This is a genomic window from Pradoshia sp. Z3_51 (assembly GCF_058215915.1).
This window is the reverse complement of sequence record NZ_JBZAJC010000002.1, coordinates 330,223-349,951: the sequence shown is the minus strand read 5'-3', so window position 1 is coordinate 349,951 and position 19,729 is coordinate 330,223. Positions and strand designations below refer to the sequence as shown.

Annotated in this window: 20 protein-coding genes; all 20 read right to left on the bottom strand. The window is 39.9% G+C overall.

The genetic code is table 11. The annotated features are described in order from the left end of the window. Window positions 1-2: 2 nt before the first annotated feature. The 20 genes from trmD to AC4BHA_RS05220 all read right to left on the bottom strand — a co-directional run bounded on the left by trmD (window position 3) and on the right by AC4BHA_RS05220 (window position 19,578). Complete coding sequence (gene trmD / locus AC4BHA_RS05315) at window positions 3-743, bottom strand: tRNA (guanosine(37)-N1)-methyltransferase TrmD (protein WP_490558249.1); 741 nt, start codon at window positions 741-743, stop codon at window positions 3-5. Further along, window positions 743-1,261 carry a ribosome maturation factor RimM gene (gene rimM / locus AC4BHA_RS05310; protein ID WP_139891559.1) on the bottom strand — a complete coding sequence of 173 codons (519 nt, stop codon included), beginning with the start codon at window positions 1,259-1,261 and terminating at the stop codon, window positions 743-745. The genes trmD and rimM overlap by 1 nt, the downstream gene beginning before the upstream one ends. Window positions 1,262-1,277: 16 nt before the next feature. Then, the gene (locus AC4BHA_RS05305; RefSeq protein ID WP_066102285.1) at window positions 1,278-1,664 is read right to left on the bottom strand and encodes a YlqD family protein; all 387 of its coding nucleotides are present in this window, start codon (window positions 1,662-1,664) and stop codon (window positions 1,278-1,280) included. Between the two features lie 785 nt (window positions 1,665-2,449). Next, window positions 2,450-2,680, bottom strand: a complete 231-nt coding sequence (locus tag AC4BHA_RS05300; RefSeq protein WP_066100515.1) for a KH domain-containing protein — start codon at window positions 2,678-2,680, stop codon at window positions 2,450-2,452. Window positions 2,681-2,694: 14 nt separating this feature from the next. Beyond that, window positions 2,695-2,967 carry a 30S ribosomal protein S16 gene (gene rpsP, locus AC4BHA_RS05295; RefSeq protein ID WP_066100518.1) on the bottom strand — a complete coding sequence of 91 codons (273 nt, stop codon included), beginning with the start codon at window positions 2,965-2,967 and terminating at the stop codon, window positions 2,695-2,697. A 95-nt stretch (window positions 2,968-3,062) separates the two neighbouring features. Next, the gene (gene ffh / locus AC4BHA_RS05290) at window positions 3,063-4,409 is read right to left on the bottom strand and encodes a signal recognition particle protein (RefSeq protein WP_066100520.1); all 1,347 of its coding nucleotides are present in this window, start codon (window positions 4,407-4,409) and stop codon (window positions 3,063-3,065) included. A gap of 11 nt (window positions 4,410-4,420) precedes the next feature. After that, complete coding sequence (locus AC4BHA_RS05285; protein WP_066100523.1) at window positions 4,421-4,759, bottom strand: putative DNA-binding protein; 339 nt, start codon at window positions 4,757-4,759, stop codon at window positions 4,421-4,423. A gap of 349 nt (window positions 4,760-5,108) precedes the next feature. Next, on the bottom strand, window positions 5,109-6,098 hold the full coding sequence (ftsY, locus tag AC4BHA_RS05280) for a signal recognition particle-docking protein FtsY (protein ID WP_490558248.1): 990 nt from the start codon (window positions 6,096-6,098) through the stop codon (window positions 5,109-5,111). A 13-nt stretch (window positions 6,099-6,111) separates the two neighbouring features. After that, complete coding sequence (smc, locus tag AC4BHA_RS05275; protein WP_490558369.1) at window positions 6,112-9,681, bottom strand: chromosome segregation protein SMC; 3,570 nt, start codon at window positions 9,679-9,681, stop codon at window positions 6,112-6,114. A gap of 42 nt (window positions 9,682-9,723) precedes the next feature. After that, entirely contained in the window at window positions 9,724-10,449 is a 726-nt protein-coding gene (gene rnc, locus AC4BHA_RS05270; RefSeq protein ID WP_066100529.1) for a ribonuclease III, read from the bottom strand. A 169-nt stretch (window positions 10,450-10,618) separates the two neighbouring features. Next, window positions 10,619-10,852, bottom strand: coding sequence for an acyl carrier protein (locus AC4BHA_RS05265; protein ID WP_066100531.1), 234 nt, complete (start codon window positions 10,850-10,852; stop codon window positions 10,619-10,621). A gap of 73 nt (window positions 10,853-10,925) precedes the next feature. Beyond that, window positions 10,926-11,672, bottom strand: a complete 747-nt coding sequence (fabG, locus tag AC4BHA_RS05260; RefSeq protein ID WP_066100536.1) for a 3-oxoacyl-[acyl-carrier-protein] reductase — start codon at window positions 11,670-11,672, stop codon at window positions 10,926-10,928. Continuing rightward, entirely contained in the window at window positions 11,665-12,624 is a 960-nt protein-coding gene (fabD, locus tag AC4BHA_RS05255) for an ACP S-malonyltransferase (RefSeq protein ID WP_139891561.1), read from the bottom strand. The genes fabG and fabD overlap by 8 nt, the downstream gene beginning before the upstream one ends. 49 nt (window positions 12,625-12,673) lie before the next feature. Beyond that, window positions 12,674-13,651, bottom strand: a complete 978-nt coding sequence (plsX, locus tag AC4BHA_RS05250; protein ID WP_139891265.1) for a phosphate acyltransferase PlsX — start codon at window positions 13,649-13,651, stop codon at window positions 12,674-12,676. After that, window positions 13,648-14,232: a transcription factor FapR gene (gene fapR, locus AC4BHA_RS05245; RefSeq protein WP_066100552.1), complete on the bottom strand. Its 585-nt coding sequence runs from the start codon at window positions 14,230-14,232 to the stop codon at window positions 13,648-13,650. The genes plsX and fapR overlap by 4 nt, the downstream gene beginning before the upstream one ends. 102 nt (window positions 14,233-14,334) lie before the next feature. Continuing rightward, window positions 14,335-16,383, bottom strand: a complete 2,049-nt coding sequence (gene recG, locus AC4BHA_RS05240) for an ATP-dependent DNA helicase RecG (RefSeq protein WP_490558247.1) — start codon at window positions 16,381-16,383, stop codon at window positions 14,335-14,337. A gap of 1 nt (window position 16,384) precedes the next feature. Continuing rightward, window positions 16,385-16,729 carry a hypothetical protein gene (locus AC4BHA_RS05235; protein WP_490558246.1) on the bottom strand — a complete coding sequence of 115 codons (345 nt, stop codon included), beginning with the start codon at window positions 16,727-16,729 and terminating at the stop codon, window positions 16,385-16,387. Between the two features lie 32 nt (window positions 16,730-16,761). After that, the gene (gene sdaAB, locus AC4BHA_RS05230; RefSeq protein ID WP_066100561.1) at window positions 16,762-17,424 is read right to left on the bottom strand and encodes an L-serine ammonia-lyase, iron-sulfur-dependent subunit beta; all 663 of its coding nucleotides are present in this window, start codon (window positions 17,422-17,424) and stop codon (window positions 16,762-16,764) included. Between the two features lie 96 nt (window positions 17,425-17,520). Beyond that, window positions 17,521-19,197: a DAK2 domain-containing protein gene (locus AC4BHA_RS05225; protein ID WP_066100564.1), complete on the bottom strand. Its 1,677-nt coding sequence runs from the start codon at window positions 19,195-19,197 to the stop codon at window positions 17,521-17,523. A gap of 18 nt (window positions 19,198-19,215) precedes the next feature. Further along, window positions 19,216-19,578, bottom strand: coding sequence for an Asp23/Gls24 family envelope stress response protein (locus tag AC4BHA_RS05220; protein ID WP_066100567.1), 363 nt, complete (start codon window positions 19,576-19,578; stop codon window positions 19,216-19,218). Window positions 19,579-19,729 lie beyond the last annotated feature (151 nt).

Genomic DNA, 19,729 nt, shown 5'->3' with positions numbered 1-19,729 from the left:
AACTATCTATCTTCATTTTTTATTTCTTCGAGCCATTTTTTTTCTTCTTTGGTCAGATCATAATGATTCAATAAATCCGGACGCCTTTGCCAGGTTCTGCGCAAAGATTCTTTCTTTCTCCATTCCTCAATATATTTATGGTTTCCCGAAATGAGAACATCCGGGACCTTCATCCCGCGAAAATCAGCCGGACGCGTATAATGAGGGTGTTCCAAAAGACCTGAACTAAATGAATCCAGTACAGGTGAATCCTCATTCCCCAGCACCCCTGGCAATAGCCGCACTACACTATCGATGATCACCATTGCTCCAAGCTCTCCACCCGTTAATACGAAATCACCAATTGATATTTCGTCTGTTACCGCATGTTCGCGTATCCTTTCGTCATACCCTTCGTAATGCCCGCACACGAAAATAAGCTGATCTTCCTTTGCCAGTTCCTCTGCTTTAGCTTGGTTATAGCGTTCCCCCTGTGGACATAAAAGGATGACCCGAGGCTTTTTCTTCTGCTCTTTTGGAGTGATTTGCTCCAAGCAATCAAAAATCGGCTGAGGTTTCAGTACCATTCCTGCCCCACCGCCATATGGGTAATCATCAACAGATTGATGCTTGTTATCTGAATACTCCCGGAAATTATGGGTATGGTATTCAACTGCCTGTTTTTCAACAGCCTTCTTAAGGATGGAGGATCCAAACACTCCGCTGAACATTTCAGGAAATAAGGTTAGGATATCGATTCTCATTAATCAAGCAGTCCTTCCATCGGATCAATCGAGATCATTTTTGCATCTACATCAATTTCTTTAACAACATCATCAATATAAGGAATCAATACTTCTTTACCGTTTTTCCCGCTGATGACCCATACATCATTTGCTCCAGGTGAAAGGATTTCTTTTACCACACCCAATTCGGCACCATCTGCAGTACGTACTGTGCATCCGATGATTTCATGGTAATAATATTCCCCTTCATCAAGGCTGCCCATTTGTTCCTCTGATATCTTTAATACGCCTTCTTTATAAGACTCCACTGATTCTATCGTGCCATGCCCTTCAAACGTCAATAAATAAAAGTTTTTGTGTTGTCTTGAAGATTGAACAGTGACTTCAACAGGCTCATTTGAGCTCTTTTTAAAGATATATAAAGTGCTCCCATTTTTATATCGTTCTTCCGGGAAATCAGTGCTTGAAATAACCCTGACCTCGCCTTTTATTCCGTGGGTATTAACAATTTTGCCAACTTTAAACCATTTTTGCATTTCTTTCTGTTCACCTCTATTTAAATTCATCAATGATTCCATCTTTAATAATGATGGTTTTAGTTTGTACAACTTCTTCCCAATTTTGCCCGACTTCAACATCAATTATTGCCTGAACTTCTCGTTCCTTTAATTCACTCCCATAGGGGAGAATATCAAGCTGTTGAATTTGAAAGTCCAGCAGCTTCACTTTTTCCTTACGCATATCGATTTCTTTCTCAAAATGCGTTTTTAAGCTTGCGGGTTGAAATTTCTTTGTTTTTTCCAGCTTCTTTAATTCAAAGCGCAATTGATCACATTCTTTATTCAAAACGCTTTTTTTATATTCAAACTGCTCCAACAGCTGTATTTTACTCTTCTCAGTTAATACCTGTTTCACTATAACATTTTGAAGTATTTTCATTATGGCACCTCTTTCATACATACCAATCCACCAATTGTATTACGGTACTGAAGAAATCCTGAAACTTATCAACTCATCATCATTATAGCTACTTTCAAATAACGGTACTATGTATGGATTATACACTTCACACTTTAACCAACCCAAAACCCTCATAATTCATAACTTAATACTATCCCGAACCACAATAAATGACAACCAAAAGCTGAGGCGACTGTTCAGACCCGACAAGCATAAGAGGAGGCACGTAGGGAGGCATCCTTTCCTCCCGCAGTGGCTACACTTATGTCTCGAGGGTCTAGGAGCCGAAGCTAGATGACAACCAAAAGCTGAGACGGCTCGCCCAGAAGCGAGGAGCATAAGACAGGGGTTCGGAGGGAGGCGCTCTCCCCTCCAGAAGAGACCATGCTTATGTCCTGAGCTTCTAGCCGTCGAAGCTAGATGACAACCAAAAGCTGAAAGAGCTCACCCAGGAGTGAGGAGCATAAGACAGAGGCTCGGAAGGGGGGATAAGGTACAAAGACTAAGAACGCCACATCGTGTCGCAACGTCTTTGTGTCCAACATCCTGTTGCCCTCCTGTAGAGGCTATGCTTATGTCCCGAACTCCTAGCTCATGAAGCTGGATGACAACCAAAAGCTGAAGGGCCTAATTCAAGGAACGAAGACTAAAAACGCACATCCTGTGGCAACATCTTCGTTACCTCATCTCCTTGCCCTCTTGCTCAGCCCTTAGTGAGTATGCATGAATATATAAGAAAAAGGAGGGATTGCTCCCTCCTTTTTTCAATCGCGTATTTCCAGATAGACTTTTTTGTCATTCTTGGATGCAGCAGTATACACTACTGTTCGAATAGCTTTAGCTACACGCCCCTGTTTGCCGATTACCTTCCCCATGTCTTTCTTATTGACCGACAGGGTAAAGACAATCTTATTGGCTTGTTCATCCATTGCTACGGTCACGTCATCCGGATGATCGACAAGAGGCTTTACGATTGTTTCAATCAATTCTATCATAACGGACCTTTATATTACTTGCTTTGCTTCGCGTTGTGGAATTTTTCCATGATGCCTTCTTTTGACAACAAGTTACGAACTGTGTCAGATGGTTTAGCACCATTTTGAAGCCATTGTAAAGTAAGTTCCTCGTCAATTTTCACTTCAGCTGGGTTTGCAACTGGGTTGTAAGTTCCAACTGTCTCAATGAAACGACCGTCACGAGGAGAACGAGAATCTGCTACTACAATACGATAGAAAGGAGTCTTTTTAGCTCCCATACGTTTTAAACGAATTTTTACTGCCATTTTATACTTGCACCTCCGAATAGTATCACACAAGATAGTATAATACCAAATCAATATACCCTTGTAAAGTGTTTTTTCTTAACACCCATATTTTTTTACATAAAAGGTAGCTTAAAGCCGCCTTTTTTCTTACCTTTTTGCTGCATGCCAGTCATTTGCTTCATCAACTTCTTCATGTCTTCAAATTGCTTTAGAAGTCGGTTTACTTCCTGAATCGGTCTTCCGCTTCCTTTAGCAATCCGTTTACGTCTGCTGGCATTAATAATTTCAGGCTGATCCTTCTCTTTCTTCGTCATTGATTGAATGATTGCCTCAACATGAGCAATTTGCTTATCATCAATGGAAAGATTGTTCATCCCTTTAATTTTGTTTGCACCTGGAAGCATTTTTAAAATGTCATCCAGCGGTCCCATTTTTTTGACCTGTGCTAGCTGTTCGAGGAAATCATCAAATGTGAAAGAGTTTGTACGCATCTTCTTCTCGAGTTCGCGTGCTTTCTCCTCATCAACATCAGTTTGGGCCTTCTCAATCAGCGTGAGAACATCGCCCATCCCTAGAATCCTTGAAGCCATTCGTTCCGGGTGGAATGGCTCTAATGCATCCATCTTTTCACCCATACCGACAAACTTAATCGGTTTTTCAGCTACTGAACGAATTGATAATGCTGCACCACCACGTGTATCTCCATCCAATTTGGTTAAAATAACACCGGTGATTTCGAGTTGGTCGTTAAAGCTTTTAGCTACATTGACCGCATCCTGTCCTGTCATGGCATCTACAACTAAGAAAATCTCATCTGGTTTTACAGCTTCTTTAATTTCAGCCAATTCGCCCATCAGATTTTCATCAATATGCAAACGCCCTGCTGTATCGACTAAAACATAATCGCAATGCTCTTCTTTAGCTTTGGCAACCCCTTGCTTGGCAATTTCTACAGGACTCACTTGATCTCCCAAAGAAAAGACAGGCATAGAGAGCTGACCGCCTAAAGTTTCAAGCTGCTTAATTGCTGCGGGACGATAAATATCGGCTGCAACTAGCATTGGTTTACGATTATATTTCTTGCGGAGCAGATTAGCCAGTTTACCTGTGGTTGTTGTTTTACCGGCACCCTGTAAACCAACCATAAGGATAACAGTTGGAGGACGATTTGAAACAGCAATCTTGCTTTGTTCGCCACCCATTAATTCCGTCAATTCTTCCTTAACGACCTTGATTACCTGTTGACCAGGTGTCAAGCTCTTTAAAACTTCTTGACCAATAGCCCTTTCATTGACACGTTTGATAAAATCCTTAACTACTTTAAAGTTAACGTCTGCTTCAAGAAGTGCGAGCTTTACTTCTCTCATCATTTCTTTTACATCAGCTTCCGTCACTTTACCCTTGCCTCGGATTCTTTGCAAAGTGCCCTGCAGTCGGTCGGCTAAACCTTCAAATGCCATTATGCCGCCTCCTAATCTAACTTTTCAAGAGATGCTATAATCTCAATCAGTTGTTCTTTAACATCATTTTCATTCATCTGTTCTGTTAAACTTCCTAACTTATTGAGCAAAAGGCTGCGTTCCTGTGATTTATAAAACAGTAAAAGCTTAGCCTCGTATTCTTCAAGCATCGCTTCTGTTCGCTTAATATTATCATAAACGGCCTGGCGGCTCACCTCATATTCATCGGCAATTTCACCCAGGGAATAATCGTCCAGATAATAAAGAGACATATAACTTTTTTGCTTTGGTGTCAGCAATGATTGATAGAAGTCATATAGGTAATTCATCCGCATTGTTTTCTCGAGCATTACTGACCCTCCAACTCTGTTAAGTGAAATACCTTTACAATATACAAGTTTAATCGGAAAATCAAAGAATGTCAAGAACCCTTTCCTGAAGAGGCAAGGCTTGTATTACCAATGCTTTACTGTCATATTTCAGTTTTAAAAACACATGCAAAAGAGCGCAGTTTTTATTTAAATAAATAGATTCTAAGGTGACACCAATGGTAAATCTCTTCTATCCTTGCTCCTTTCGAACCAACTGCCTTTTCCCGAATGATTATCCCTGTCTAAAAATCCTCTAAAATTACGACATAGACTCCATAAAAGAGAAAAGAGCCCGTATAAACACAGGCTCTCCCTTCAAAATAATGGTTTACTCTTCTGCTTCATCTACTAACTCGGCAAATAATCCATATACAAATTGTTCTGCATCGAATTCCTGCAAATCATCCATTTGCTCACCCAGGCCAGCGAATTTAACTGGAATGCCGAGCTCATTGCGAATGGCAATGACAATTCCGCCTTTCGCTGTTCCATCTAGCTTTGTTAATACAATCCCGGAAACATCTGTGGCTTCCTTAAATGTTTTGGTTTGAATTAACGCATTCTGTCCAGTGGTGGCATCGAGAACCAACAACACTTCATGCGGCGCACCCGGTACTTCCCGTTCAATAACCTTCTTAACCTTTTCAAGCTCTTTCATAAGGTTAACCTTGTTTTGAAGTCTTCCTGCTGTGTCACATAGAAGGATATCCGCTTTACGTGATTTAGCAGCCTGCACAGCATCAAACATAACAGCAGCTGGATCTGAACCTGCTCCCTGCTTAATGACCTCTACACCAACCCGATTGCCCCATACTTCTAATTGTTCAATCGCACCGGCACGGAAAGTATCTCCCGCTGCCAAAAGGACCTTCTTACCCTCACTCTTATATTTATGAGCAAGTTTTCCAATCGTTGTCGTTTTACCCACACCATTCACACCTACAAACAGAATAACTGTCAGTTGATCTTCCTGAATGTTTACAGCAGTGGATTTCTCCTCACCAGCCTGATAAATTTCAACAAGCTTCTCAGATATAACACTTCGTACATCTTTTGTATCTTTTATATTGCGGCGTTTCACTTCAAATTTCAGCTTATCAATCAATTCCATTACGGTTTCAACACCGATATCCGCCTGAATCATGACATCTTCAAGCTCTTCAAAAAAGTCTTCATCCACCTCTCTGTAGCGGGCAACTAAATCATTGACCTTTTCGGAAAATGAATTTCTTGTTTTAGTCAATCCCTGTTTAAACTTTTCAGATGTACTAGTTGTTTGTTCACTAAATTTTTCTTTTAGCTTCTTAAAAAAACTCATGTATTTACCACCTTTAAGTTGATTCAATTAATTCCTTTGATTCCTCTAACCTGACAGAAACAAGCTTCGAAACTCCTGATTCCTGCATGGTAACACCATACAGGACGTCCGCTTCTTCCATTGTTCCTTTGCGGTGCGTGATTACGATAAATTGCGTTTCTTTACTGAATTGCTTTAAGTATTGGCTGAAACGGTACACGTTCGCTTCATCAAGCGCTGCTTCCACTTCATCCAATATACAAAACGGAACAGGTCTTACGCGTAAAATAGCGAACAAAAGAGCGATGGCTGTCAGCGCACGTTCCCCGCCTGATAATAAACTGAGATTTTGCAGCTTTTTACCAGGAGGCTGTGCAATGATATCCACACCGGTATTTAGTATGTCCTCTGGATCTGTCAACTTGAGCTCTGCTCGACCTCCGCCAAACAGTGAAGGGAACACCAAATTGAATTCTTTCTTAATTGCATTGAAGGTAATCTCGAAACGGCGCTTCATTTCTTCATCCATTTCATCAATCACATCAAACAATGTATCTTTTGCTTCCTGCAAATCATCTCTTTGAGCTGTTAAAAATTCATATCGCTCTGAAACGCGATCATATTCTTCAATCGCTCCAATATTCACTGTACCAAGCTCTTCGATAGAAAGCTTAATTAATTTCACTTTCCGTTTTGCTTCTTCAGGTTCAACCGTAAGTGGATATTGTTCTTTAGCTGCTTCAAAGGTAAGTGCATATTCCTCCCGAAGCGTATCCAAACGGGTGTCCATTTCCACATCTAAACGATTGAGTTTAATCTCTTCGTCTTTTAATGTTTCTGATAGTCCTCTATGCTGGCGTTTCCACTCTTTTAGTTCCATTTCATTTTCTTCAACAAGCTCTAATAGTTCCTGTCGCTTTGCTCGTGAAGCTTCAATTTCACGAACCGCTTGTTCCTTTTGTTCCAGCTTCTCTGCTGCAGTTTGTTCCAGATTAGTTTCACCTGTGGAGCTTGATGACATTTCACCATTTAACAGAGAAAGGTCTTCTTCATTTTCACGAATGTTTTGTTTTACCTCATTTAATTCTGATGTCAACCGCTCTACTTCATTTTGCTGATGCTGAAGCTGTTCGGTTTTTGATGCTAATTGAATCTTTAATTCATTCAATTCCTCTACAAGGGAATCCTTGCTCGATTGATCCATCTGCTTTTGCTCGGTATACCTGCTAATATCAGCATCCATTTGTTTAATGGATTGTTCATAGGAGGAGAGACTGTTTACCAATTCCTTTATACGACTTTCTTTCATATGGCGTTCTTCATCAAGTGACGATTTTTCCATATCATAAATCGTTAATCGTTCATTGACATTGCGTTCTTCAAGCTGCAGCTCTCTTATTTGCCCTTTAATAGATTCTTCATTCAAACGAAGCGTTTCACCAGCTTCACGAAGACGGGTGACTTGTTTCTCAGAATCAGCCAAATCTGCTTTGATTTTCTTTACATGAGCTTCCAGCTTGGCTGTCTGCTCGTCCATTTGCGCAATTTTCTCGACAAGTTCCTCTTTTTCTCCCTTACGTGAAAGAATAGATGAACCCGACTGTCTGTTCGCTCCACCTGTCATTGCTCCACCTGGACTGACAATATCCCCTTCCAGGGTAACAATTCTATACCGATATCCTGTAAGCTTTGCAATTTCATTAGCTCCGATCAAATCCTGAACAATGAAAACATTGCCCAAAAGACTCGTCATAACTTCTTTATACTTCTCATCATACTGAACAAGATCAGCAGCAAGCCCAATAAAAGCTTGATGAGACCCAGCAGTCTGTAAAACCTGAGAAGGGACAGACTTACCTTTTATTGTGGATAAAGGCAAGAACGTAGCTCTTCCAAGTCGATTTCGTTTTAAGAAAGCAATCGCTGTACGTGCATGATGTTCTTCTTCCACTACAATATTTTGCAGGGCTCCACCCAGAGCAGTCTCAATGGCAACCGCATAATCCTTCGGCACATTAAGTAATTCAGCAATAGCGCCTTCAATTCCATGTAATTTTTTATTCTTTTCTTTAAGAATTTCTTTTACACCCTGGAAAAATCCGGAGTAATCCTCTTCCATTTCTTCAAGCATTTCTTTTCGTGATTTCGCTTTTTGCAAATATTGATATGCCTGATAAAGAGTTTTTTCCTGTTTTTCATATTGGGTTTTTAAATTTTCATGCGAATGCTGTAATTCACGATAACGATAAATTTGGTTCTCTAGATCCTGCTGAACGGCATGGAGTCGGATTTCCGTTTCTTTCAAGCGAGCCGTCACCTGTTCCCTAGAAGACAATAATTTGCCATTATCAAGGTCTAATTTTGCATGCTTACTTTGCTGTTGACTTAATTGCTGTTCTAAATAGGTCAGCTCATGTTTCGCCGCAGCCTGTTGGTTTAACTGTTCAATATACTCACTTTTCAGAGCATCAATTTTAGCTTCCAGGTCTCCCGCAAAGTTACTAAGCAAATTTTGTTTTTCCTGTAATTTTTGTTTAAAGTTTTTCGTTTCTGCCTGAAGAAGATGCAATGTACCCACTTTTTCATCTCGGATACGTGAGACCTGAATCAATTTATCTCGCCAGTTTTGCAGACTTTTTTCAAGATGCTGCTTGTTTTGGCTTGCATTCTTCATTCTTTCAATTAAAACTTGTTTACGGCCTTCTACCTTTTCAAGTTCTTCACTGACAGATAACAAAGTAGACTGTAAAGACTGAATACGATTATCTAGCTCAGTCAACTGCAAGCGAGTCGCTTCTACTGCGGATTCCTTTTTCTGAATTAATAAACTGAATTCAGAATCCTTTATTTGATGCTCTTCAAGCTGCTTTGATAATGAAGTCCATTTTTCGTGAAGGACTTCAATTTCATATACAAGCAAGGCAGCTTCAAATTCCTCAAGTTCCTCTTTTTGCTGAAGATAATCGCGGGCAATGGATGCCTGTATCTTGAGTGGCTCCACCTGTCCCTCCAGTTCATGTAAAATATCATGAACACGGTTCAGGTTAGCCCTTGTTTCCTCAAGCTTAACCTCCGCTTTCTTCTTCCTTGTTTTATATTTTAATACACCAGCTGCTTCTTCAAATATAGTGCGGCGTTCCTCCGCTTTACTGCTTAAAATCTCTTCTACTTTCCCTTGGCTTATAATTGAAAAAGCTTCCTTCCCAAGTCCTGAATCCATGAATAAATCAACGATGTCTTTCAAACGACATGGTTTTTTATTAATGAAAAAGTCACTGTCACCAGAACGGGTCACCCTTCTTGTGACACTAACTTCATGGAAATCAATCGGAAGGAACTGACTTTCATTATTTAATGTAAGTGTAACCTCTGCAAAGTTAAGAGCCTTTCTGGAGTCACTTCCAGCAAAAATAATATCCTCCATTTTGGAGCCCCTCAACGATTTTGCAGATTGTTCACCCAACACCCAACGGATTGAATCTGTGATATTGCTTTTTCCGCTTCCATTCGGACCTACTACAGCAGTTACACCCGAAACAAATTCAACGGAAATGCGTTCAGCAAAAGATTTGAAACCTACTATATCCAATCGTTTCAAAAACAATTGTTTATCTTCTGACATGGTACCCAACTGCCTTTTAATCATTTATTTACTGCTTTTCTGCAAGTGCATCAATGCTTGCTGCGCAGCATGTTGTTCTGCTTCTTTTTTCGATTTGCCCTTACCTGCTCCAAATTCCTTCCCATTCAAGGATACTCTGGCGATAAATTCTCTGTTGTGTGCAGGACCTTTTTCATTAAGAATTTTGTATTCCAATGTACCAATTCCGTCTTTCTGAACCAATTCCTGTAACTGGCTCTTAAAATCCATCACATGAGAAAAAGCACCGTTATCTATTTTTGGATAGACTGATTTTTTGAGGAACTCAATTACGACATCTAACCCCTGGTCTAAATATAATGCCCCGATAAAAGCCTCAAAGACATCTGCCAGAAGAGCCGGACGTTCCCTTCCTCCAGTCATTTCTTCCCCTTTTCCAAGTAATATTAAAGGACCAAAGGAATATTCAGTGGCAAACTTAACAAGTGAAGGCTCACAAACGATAGCAGCTCTAAGCTTTGTTAATTCTCCTTCACTCATCGTATTGAATTTTTTGTATAAAAATTGTGATACAGTCAATTCCAATACCGCATCCCCCAAAAATTCCAATCGTTCGTTATCTTCATATGGCTTGCGACGATGCTCATTCACATAGGATGAATGTGTAAATGCTTGTTTTAATAAATTGATGTTTTCAAATGAAACACCAAGCCGATCCTGAAATGCGATAAAATCTGCATCATTGTTTATCTTTCTTTTACTCTTCTGCATATTGACCCCCTGCTAAATCTGACTAAAAAGTTTCTCACATTTTAGTATATATAAATCCAAAGAATTGGAAAAGGTACAAATTGATAACGAAATTCTTTGATATATACAGACTTTTATTATAATAGCATGAAAAGCCCCGTATTTATACGGAGCTTTTCATAAGAACTAATTAGTTTTGGCTTTTTATGTAGTTCACAGCATCGCCAACTGTTGAAATTTTTTCAGCATCATCATCTGAAATTTCCATACCGAATTCATCTTCAAGTTCCATAACCAATTCCACAACATCAAGGGAATCAGCACCAAGATCATCTTTAAAAGAAGCTTCAAGTGTTACTTCGGATTCATCTACACCAAGGCGATCTACGATTATTTTAGATACTTTCTCTAATACGTCTGACACAACTTCACCTCCCTTCAAGATTGCATCTAGTATATTGTACAAGGGTTAATCGACATATTCAATCTTTGGGTTATTACATAACCATTCCGCCATCGACATGAATCGTTTGGCCAGTAATATATCCGGAATCTTCCGCAGCCAGGAAAACAGCTGTTTTAGCCACGTCCTCCGGCTTACCAAATCGGCCCAATGGTATTTGCTTCAACATTTGCTCTCCAACATTCTCCGTTAATGCATTGGTCATATCTGTTTCAATAAATCCAGGGGCAATCGCATTTACAGTAATCCCACGTGTTGCCAATTCTTTAGCCGATGTTTTGGTTAACCCTATGACTCCTGATTTAGCAGCTACATAATTGGCCTGACCGGCATTTCCGCTCACACCCACCACAGACGAAATATTAATAATCCGTCCCTGCCTTTGCTTCATCATTTGCCTGGATACAGCTTTTGTACAAAGGAAAACACCTTTTAAGTTTGTATTGATGACAGAATCCCAATCATCTTCCTTCATACGGATCAACAAATTGTCACGTGTGATTCCTGCATTATTTATCAAAATATCAATCTTGCCAAATTTTTCAGTTACAATTTTCACCATATCAGTAACAGACTCAGCATTTGTCACATCCCCCTGGATGGATATTGCTTCTCTGCCAATCTCCGTTATTTCTTTAACAACATTTTCAGCTTTTTCGCTGTTCCCGGCATAATTAACAGCAACTGAAGCCCCTTCTTTTGCCAGAGCAATAGCAATGGCACGACCGATTCCTCTAGATGCGCCCGTCACAAGCGCAATTTTCCCATCCAATTTACCCATTTGCTTTAACCTCCGCATCAAGTGAACTGACCACATTTTTACATGATTCAATATCTTTGACTGAGTATACTTTAACACCGCGGTTGATTTTCTTAACTAGGCCTGAAAGAACAGTTCCAGGACCAAATTCGATAAAGGTTGTCACACCTTCATGAATCATATACTCAACAGATTGCTGCCATTTCACTGGAGAATACAGCTGTTTGACCAGACTGTCTTTTATTTCATCACCTGTTCCAGCTAGGGTTCCCGTATAGTTCGATATGATTGGATAATCAGGAGTCCTAATTTCTATTGTATTGAGTGTATCCGCAAGCTTACTCGCTGCGGGTTTCATCAACGAAGAGTGAAAAGGACCGCTGACTTCCAGGGGAAGCACTCTCTTTGCTCCTTTTTCCTTTGCAAGCTCTCCTGCCAATCTTACCCCATCCATTGTTCCAGAGATAATAATTTGGCCTGGGGAATTTAAGTTTGCTAATTGTACAGGTTCACCTTGATTCGTTATCGTTTTCGTTACTTCTTCTAGACTTGACTCATCCATACCAAGAATAGCACTCATCGTGCCTATCCCAGATGGAACAGCCTGCTCCATATATAAGCCTCGATTTCGTACGAGTTTTACCGCATCCTCGTATTGAATGGACCCAGCTGCAGCATAAGCCGTATATTCACCCAGGCTGTGGCCTGCCATATAATCAGGTTTTAAATCAGACATTTCACGAAATACGCTAAGAAGCGCTAAACTTGTAATTAACAGACTCGGCTGAGCATTGTATGTACGTGTCAATTTCTCTTGCGGTCCTTCGAAAATAAGCTTACTGAACTCTTCAGCCAAGCATTCATCTGCTTTTAAAAAGAGATTTTTCACATTTTGATAATTGTCGTAAGCATCTTTTCCCATACCTACAGTTTGTGAGCCCTGACCCGGAAAAATAAAAGCAAATTTAGTCATCATATCCCCCTCACTATTCGTCCCCTTACATTTGTTCCCTTTTCTTCGTTTATTTTATTGCCTCATGAATCGTTTCTGCAACATGATGTTCTACCATAATTTTCGCCTGACGAATGGCATTATAGAATGCATTTGCATCTGAGGAACCATGTGCTTTTATGACAGGAGCTTTTAATCCAAATAGACCTGCACCACCGTATTCAGAGTAATCCAGCTTATTTTTCAGTTCTTTAAACCCTGGCTTTAAAACAGCTGCGGCCAGTTTGCTCTTTAGATCGACCATCATCGCTTCTTTTAACATTTTAAATAAAGCAGAAGCCGTACCTTCAGTTGTTTTTAAAACCATGTTTCCGGTAAACCCGTCGGTTACGACAACATCAGCTACTCCATTTAACAAATCCCGAGCTTCCACATTACCGATAAAATTAAAGTCAGCATCCTTCAATAAAGCAAATGCCTGCTTGGTAAGCTCATTTCCTTTTTTATCCTCGGTACCAATATTCAATAAACCAACTCGCGGTTTTTCAATATTGCGGACCTTCTCAGCATAAACAGACCCCATCAAGCCATATTGGTAAAGATGCTCCGGCTTCGCATCAGCATTGGCTCCCACATCCAACAGAACAAATCCTTTTCCATCAATTGTCGGTAACGTTGGGCTAAGTGCAGGTCGATCAATTCCATCAATTCTTCCAACCACAAAGAGACCTGCGGCCATTAGAGCTCCCGTATTTCCTGCTGAGATGCACGCATCGGCCTGTCCATCTTTTACATACTGAGCAGCAAGTACCATAGAGGCATTTTTCTTTCTTCGCACGGCTCTTACCGGTTCATCATCACCAGTTATAACCTCATTCGTATGGATAATGGTTATCCGTTCATCTGAAGTTAAATGCTTTTTAATTTCAGCTTCATCGCCAATAAGCATAATTTCTAGTTCCGGGAAAGATTTAATCGCTTTTTCTGCGCCTTTCACAGACTCTTTTGGTCCGTGGTCTCCACCCATAGCATCTAATGCAATTTTCATTCTTGTTCATCCTTTTTCTCTGTAGTCGTTCGGTACATGGAAAACTCCCCTTTAAATACAAGCTCCTTACCTACATAGCTATGCACAGTAATCAGGGATCTTCCTTTATCGTTATCCACTTCAATAACCTTGGCTTTGGCAATCACACGATCGCCTTCATACACAGATTTTGTGAAGTGGATGGCAGCTTTTGCTGTTAACGCCAGTTCCTCATTAGTTACCGCAACGGCCAATGAATTGGCTTGTGCGAATAAATGATGCCCTCTGGCTATTTTATTTCTCTTAAATACATGTTCAGGTTTTATATCCAACAAGGAAATAGCACTGTTATCTAAATCAAGATCAATAATATCCCCGATTATTTCATCAACAGGTAAAGATTTAATCTCGTCTGTCATTCTTTTCTCGGCGACAGACTTTATTCTTTCTCTCAATTCCGGGATGGATAGTTCGAGGCGATCCAGACGAATCGTTTGGATACTAACCTTTAATTGTTCAGCCAATTCCTCATCGGTAATAAAAGGATTATCCTGTATCATATCCTTTAATATAGCTTGTCTATCCTTCTTGTTTCTTTTCAAAAACCTTCACCTTCCGAAGTATTATGACTAGGTACTAATAGTAGTATATAATTTAAAAAACCAGATTGCAAGAATTTTTCGGGTTATCATGCAATCTGTTAATCAATCTAATTTCTCTCCCTCTAGAATCCCAGAGCCAGCCAGATAATCTCTTAGATATTTATACTTTTCGTCAGTCCAGAATTCATTTCCGGAAATTAATTCTTCAGCATCCTTCCTGGCCGTTTCAAGCGCGCGGTAGTCATGCACCATGTCTGCTATCTTAAATTCAGGTACCCCACTCTGCTTTCTGCCAAAAAAGTCCCCTGGTCCTCTTAACTCTAAATCCTTCTCACTCAATGCGAAACCATCAGTTGTATCGCACATTGCATTCAACCGTTCAATTCCCACCTCTGTTTTTGGGTCTGCTATTAAGATACAATAGGATTGTTCTGCACCCCGTCCTACACGGCCTCTTAATTGATGAAGCTGCGACAAACCAAATCTTTCGGCATCATAAATCACCATCACAGTCGCATTAGGCACATTCACCCCCACTTCCACGACGGTCGTTGATACGAGGACTTGAATATCATTATTTCCGAAACCGCGCATGATTTCATCCTTTTCATCTGAATGGAGCTTACCATGCATAAGCCCAACAGAATATTTCGGGCTAAAATACTGTGTCATAGCCGTATGAACATCCAATACATTTTGCAAATCCAGCTTTTCTGATTCCTCAATCAGTGGACAAATCACATATGCCTGCCGTCCATTGTCCAATTCCTTGCTCATAAATGCCAGAATTCTGTCTAACATATTATGCTTGGCCCAATACGTTTCTATCTTTTTCCTTCCAGATGGCATTTGATCAATGATTGATACATCCATTTCACCAAACACCGTTATCGCAAGAGTTCTGGGAATAGGCGTAGCGGTCATGAATAATACATCGGGACTCTCCCCTTTTTCCCTCAATATACGACGTTGCTCCACACCAAACCGATGTTGTTCATCTGTAATGACAAGGCCGAGGTTTTTGAAATTAACATCCTTTTGTATTAAAGCATGTGTTCCTATTAATATATCGATTTCACCTTGTTCAAGCATCTCCATCATTTCTCTCCGGCGTTTTCCCTTCACACTCGATGTTAGCAGAGCTACATTTACACCAAAGGGCTGCAGAAGTTCAAACAGGGAATTGGCATGCTGCTCTGCCAAAATTTCAGTCGGTACCATTAAGGCGCCTTGATACCCGGCAGTCACTACAGCATAAAGAAGGATTGCTGCCACTACCGTTTTTCCAGAACCAACATCCCCCTGGAGCAGTCGATTCATACGATAAGGAGACCGTAAATCCTGCGCAATTTCATTTACGACCTTTTTTTGAGCATCTGTCAGCTCAAATGGTAAAGAAGCGATAAACTTCTTCAATTTCGTATTATCGTACATATGAGACTGTCCATTTGAATTTTCCCTTTTAACTTTCCTAAGGGCCTGCATTTTAATTTGAAACAATAAAAATTCCTCGTAGACAAATCTCCTGTGTGCATGCTTTACTTCAGCGGCGTTCTGAGGAAAATGCAAGTAACGTAAAGCAAGACCTCTTTCCGGTAATTTATATTGGGTAAGATAATGTTCAGGTAAAATTTCTACAAGATCTTCTCTATGAGCAAGATACGCATTTTTAATCCATTTGCGCAGTGATTTGACAGAGATATCACCTTTTGTATGATAAACTGGTTCAAATTCCTGTTCCCTCGCCTCTGAACCCAGTTTATATTCAGATGCCGTCAGGGTTAAACGGTTTTTATCCCATTTCCCTGTTACCGTTATCGTTTCATTCAGTTTTAATTTGTTTTTCATATAGGGTTGATTGAAGAATGTAACAGTAATAATGTGGCGTCCCGTTAAAAGTTTAACATTTAAGCGGGATTTTTTTCGTCCGAAATAGGTTAAATTTGGGGCTGATTGAATAACACCCTCAATCGTTAGACGTTCATCATGGGCTGCTTCCACGATATCTTTAATTCGAAAATCTTCATAGCGATACGGAAAATATTCAAGCAAATCCGCAACTGTATAAATGCCAAGATTATTAAGCTGCAGAGCGGATTCAGGTCCTATCCCCTTTACTGTATCTACTGATAAATCATTTAGTCTACTCATTTTATATCCTTTGAAATCCTAAGTATTTTTCATTTATTTCTTTGCCCGTTGGTGTAGCAGCTAATCCACCTTGAGCTGTTTCATGCAATGATATCGGCAACATTTGTATGATGTTAACCATTGCTTTAATTCTTTCATCACAGAGGATGCTAAACCGTATATGAGAACGAATGTCATCCCATCCTCTTTCGATAGCTTGTTCCAAAACGGCTAGAATTTGATTCATCTGCCTGATAAGCATTTCCTTTGATATGACGATGCACTTCATTCCCTGCTGAATCATGTCAAATATCTTCTCACCTTTATTTTCAGCAAGTTTAACTAATTCGGCAACATTGCGAAACATACAGTAACCTCCTAATAAAGGGTAGTCTGCTTTTAATCTGAAACTTTTGTAACTTGTGTCACATGATTCAGCAATGAAATTTCCTCTACTATATCATCACCGATATTTTGATCGACCTCAATTGTCATTAGAGCCATTTTTCCTACATCTTTTCGCGATACTTCCATATGACCAATATTAATTTCATGCTTGGCTAGGACATTAGAAACACTTGCTATAGCTCCGAAACGATCGTCGTGTACAACTAAAATGGCCGGGTGATGGCCTGATAAACGTAATTCAAACCCATTCAGTTCAAGTATTTCTATTTTTCCACCGCCTATCGAAATGCCGACTAATTCCATTTCTCCGGTATCATCGCCCATTCTAATTCTGGCTGTATTTGGATGATCAGTTACAGCATCTTCTTCTACAAATGTGATTTCTATGTTCTGCTCTTTTGCTATGTCAAGAGATTGAATAAGACGTGTATCCGAAGTATCGAAATCTAATAACCCAGCCACAATGGCGACATCGGTTCCATGTCCCTTGTACGTTTTGGCAAATGAACCATAAAATGAAATAATCGCCCATTTAGGCTTTCTATTAAACAGGCTTCTCGCCACCCGCCCTATTCGTGCAGCCCCAGCCGTATGAGAACTGGAAGGACCAACCATGATTGGGCCGATTATATCAAATCCACTTTTATATTTCATTTCTTATCCTCTCCCAGTAAAATCAAAAAAAATCTTTACATACTGAAATAGAAGGGGTATCCCCCTTCTATTAATGTGATGATTTATATATGCTTTTTATTCAGCAGCAAAAATATAGGAGTACAACGGCTGTTTTCCGTTATGCACTTCAACTTCTACTTCTGGGTAGCTATCCGCACAGTATTGAACTAGACGGTCCACTTCATCCTGTGAGCTCTCTTCACCATAAAGAATCGTTAAGATTTCAGCATCATCCAGAATGTTTTCAAGCACCTGTTTAGCCGCTTCCACTCTATCCTTGTTTTTCACTTTTATCTTACCATCAATTAGGCCCATATAGTCGTTTTTCTCGATTTCAAGACCTTCAATGTTTGTGTCACGTACCGCAAACGTAACTTGTCCTGTTATAACACTCTCCAGCGCGTCTTTCATTATACCTTCATTCTCGCTTGCTGAAGCAGCAGGATTAAAGGACAACAAGGCAGTTAACCCTTGAGGTATCGTCTTACTTGGAATCACTGTAACAGCCTTTTCCATTACATCGGAAGCCTGTTCAGCTGCCATAATAATATTTTTATTATTTGGAAGGATGTATACATGATCTGCATTAACAGATTCAATTGCTTTTACGATATCTTCAGTTGAAGGGTTCATAGTTTGTCCGCCTTCAATCACCACATCTGCACCGATGCTTCTGAACAAATCAGCAATTCCTTCGCCCATAGCAATCGCTACTACACCAAAATCTTTCTTCTCTGTTTTTACAGGTGCAGTTTCTCGTAAGTCATTCGCAGTTTCATTTAAAATCGTTGAATGCTGTTCACGCATATTCTCGATTTTGATTTTAATCAAGCTGCCGTATTGTTGAGCGTAATTTAAACAGTTCCCAGGATTTTCTGCATGAACATGGACTTTTACGATATCATCATCTGCAATGACAAGCAGGGAATCACCGTACTGGCTCAAGTCATTTCTGAACTGCTCTTCATTGAAAGGATTCTCAGCAATCTTTTCAGGTTCAAAACGGACCATGAACTCTGTGCAATATCCAAATTCGATATCTTCTGTTTTCATATGTCCCTGAACATTGATATGATGCTCTGCTTTTACAAGCTCATCCATCTTAGGCATGGATTCAGGTGTTTCAGCAAGCTTTTCACCTTTTAATTCAGCCAGAAATCCTTCATAAACGAAAACTAATCCCTGACCACCACTATCTACTACGCCTACTTCTTTAAGCACTGGCAATAAATCTGGAGTACGTTTTAATGAAGCTTTAGCTTCTTTCAAAATAGCTTCCATAATTGCAATGATATTTGTTTCCGTTTCAGAAGCTGCAAGGCCTGCTTTTGATGCTTCTCTAGCAACCGTCAGGATCGTTCCTTCAACAGGTTTCATAACCGCTTTGTAGGCAGTTTCTACACCAGCTTCAAATGCCAAAGCAAATTCTTTACCATCAATGGTCGCTTTTGGCTCAATATTTTTTGCAAATCCCCTGAATAATTGGGATAAAATAACGCCTGAGTTTCCACGCGCTCCCATCAACAATCCTTTAGCTAAAGAAGAACCAACCTTACCAATATGGTCCTGTACATTATTTTTCACTTCTTTAGCACCTGATGTCATGGAAAGATTCATATTTGTTCCTGTATCACCATCAGGCACAGGAAATACGTTTAATGAATCAACTAATTTAGCGTTGGCAGACAGCCTGTTCGCACCCTGTATGACCATTTCGGCGAATCTTTTGCCGTCAATAGATGTTATAGCCACTCAAATTTCCTCCTTAAATTACGGATTCGTAACACGAACCCCTTGAACAAAGATATTAACGGATTCTACCGAAAGTCCAACAGTTTGGCTTAATGTATATTTAACCTTAGATTGAACATTATGAGCTATTTCGGAAATTTTTGTTCCGTAGCTTACAATGATATACATATCAATATGTAATTCATCTTCAACCTGTCTGACTACGACTCCTTTGGAAAAGTTCTCTTTACGCAGTATCTCACTGATTCCGTCTTTAATCTGATGTTTTGAAGCCATACCGACGATCCCGTAACAATCTACGGCTGCTCCACCAGCAATGATTGCTAATACATCATTAGAAATATCTATTTGTCCGTATTTTGTACTCATTTCAATGGACATGTTTGTTCCCCCTTTATAGTAACCATAGCTAGAATCCATTTTACTATAATCACTTTTGAATGGAAAGCCTTTATCCTTTTCCAATTAATCAAAGATAAAATAGTATGTCAAGGTTTTTTTCTTGAAAGACCCTTTCAATTGTATTGCATTA

Coding starts and splice junctions, on each gene's coding strand:
- trmD (WP_490558249.1), bottom strand. CDS start 743: ATGAGAATCGATATCCTAACCTTATTTCCTGAAATGTTCAGCGGAGTG.
- rimM (WP_139891559.1), bottom strand. CDS start 1,261: ATGCAAAAATGGTTTAAAGTTGGCAAAATTGTTAATACCCACGGAATA.
- AC4BHA_RS05305 (WP_066102285.1), bottom strand. CDS start 1,664: ATGAAAATACTTCAAAATGTTATAGTGAAACAGGTATTAACTGAGAAG.
- AC4BHA_RS05300 (WP_066100515.1), bottom strand. CDS start 2,680: ATGATAGAATTGATTGAAACAATCGTAAAGCCTCTTGTCGATCATCCG.
- rpsP (WP_066100518.1), bottom strand. CDS start 2,967: ATGGCAGTAAAAATTCGTTTAAAACGTATGGGAGCTAAAAAGACTCCT.
- ffh (WP_066100520.1), bottom strand. CDS start 4,409: ATGGCATTTGAAGGTTTAGCCGACCGACTGCAGGGCACTTTGCAAAGA.
- AC4BHA_RS05285 (WP_066100523.1), bottom strand. CDS start 4,759: ATGCTCGAGAAAACAATGCGGATGAATTACCTATATGACTTCTATCAA.
- ftsY (WP_490558248.1), bottom strand. CDS start 6,098: ATGAGTTTTTTTAAGAAGCTAAAAGAAAAATTTAGTGAACAAACAACT.
- rnc (WP_066100529.1), bottom strand. CDS start 10,449: ATGCAGAAGAGTAAAAGAAAGATAAACAATGATGCAGATTTTATCGCA.
- fabG (WP_066100536.1), bottom strand. CDS start 11,672: ATGGGTAAATTGGATGGGAAAATTGCGCTTGTGACGGGCGCATCTAGA.
- fabD (WP_139891561.1), bottom strand. CDS start 12,624: ATGACTAAATTTGCTTTTATTTTTCCGGGTCAGGGCTCACAAACTGTA.
- plsX (WP_139891265.1), bottom strand. CDS start 13,651: ATGAAAATTGCATTAGATGCTATGGGTGGAGACCACGGACCAAAAGAG.
- recG (WP_490558247.1), bottom strand. CDS start 16,383: ATGAGTAGACTAAATGATTTATCAGTAGATACAGTAAAGGGGATAGGA.
- AC4BHA_RS05235 (WP_490558246.1), bottom strand. CDS start 16,729: ATGTTTCGCAATGTTGCCGAATTAGTTAAACTTGCTGAAAATAAAGGT.
- sdaAB (WP_066100561.1), bottom strand. CDS start 17,424: ATGAAATATAAAAGTGGATTTGATATAATCGGCCCAATCATGGTTGGT.
- AC4BHA_RS05220 (WP_066100567.1), bottom strand. CDS start 19,578: ATGTCCATTGAAATGAGTACAAAATACGGACAAATAGATATTTCTAAT.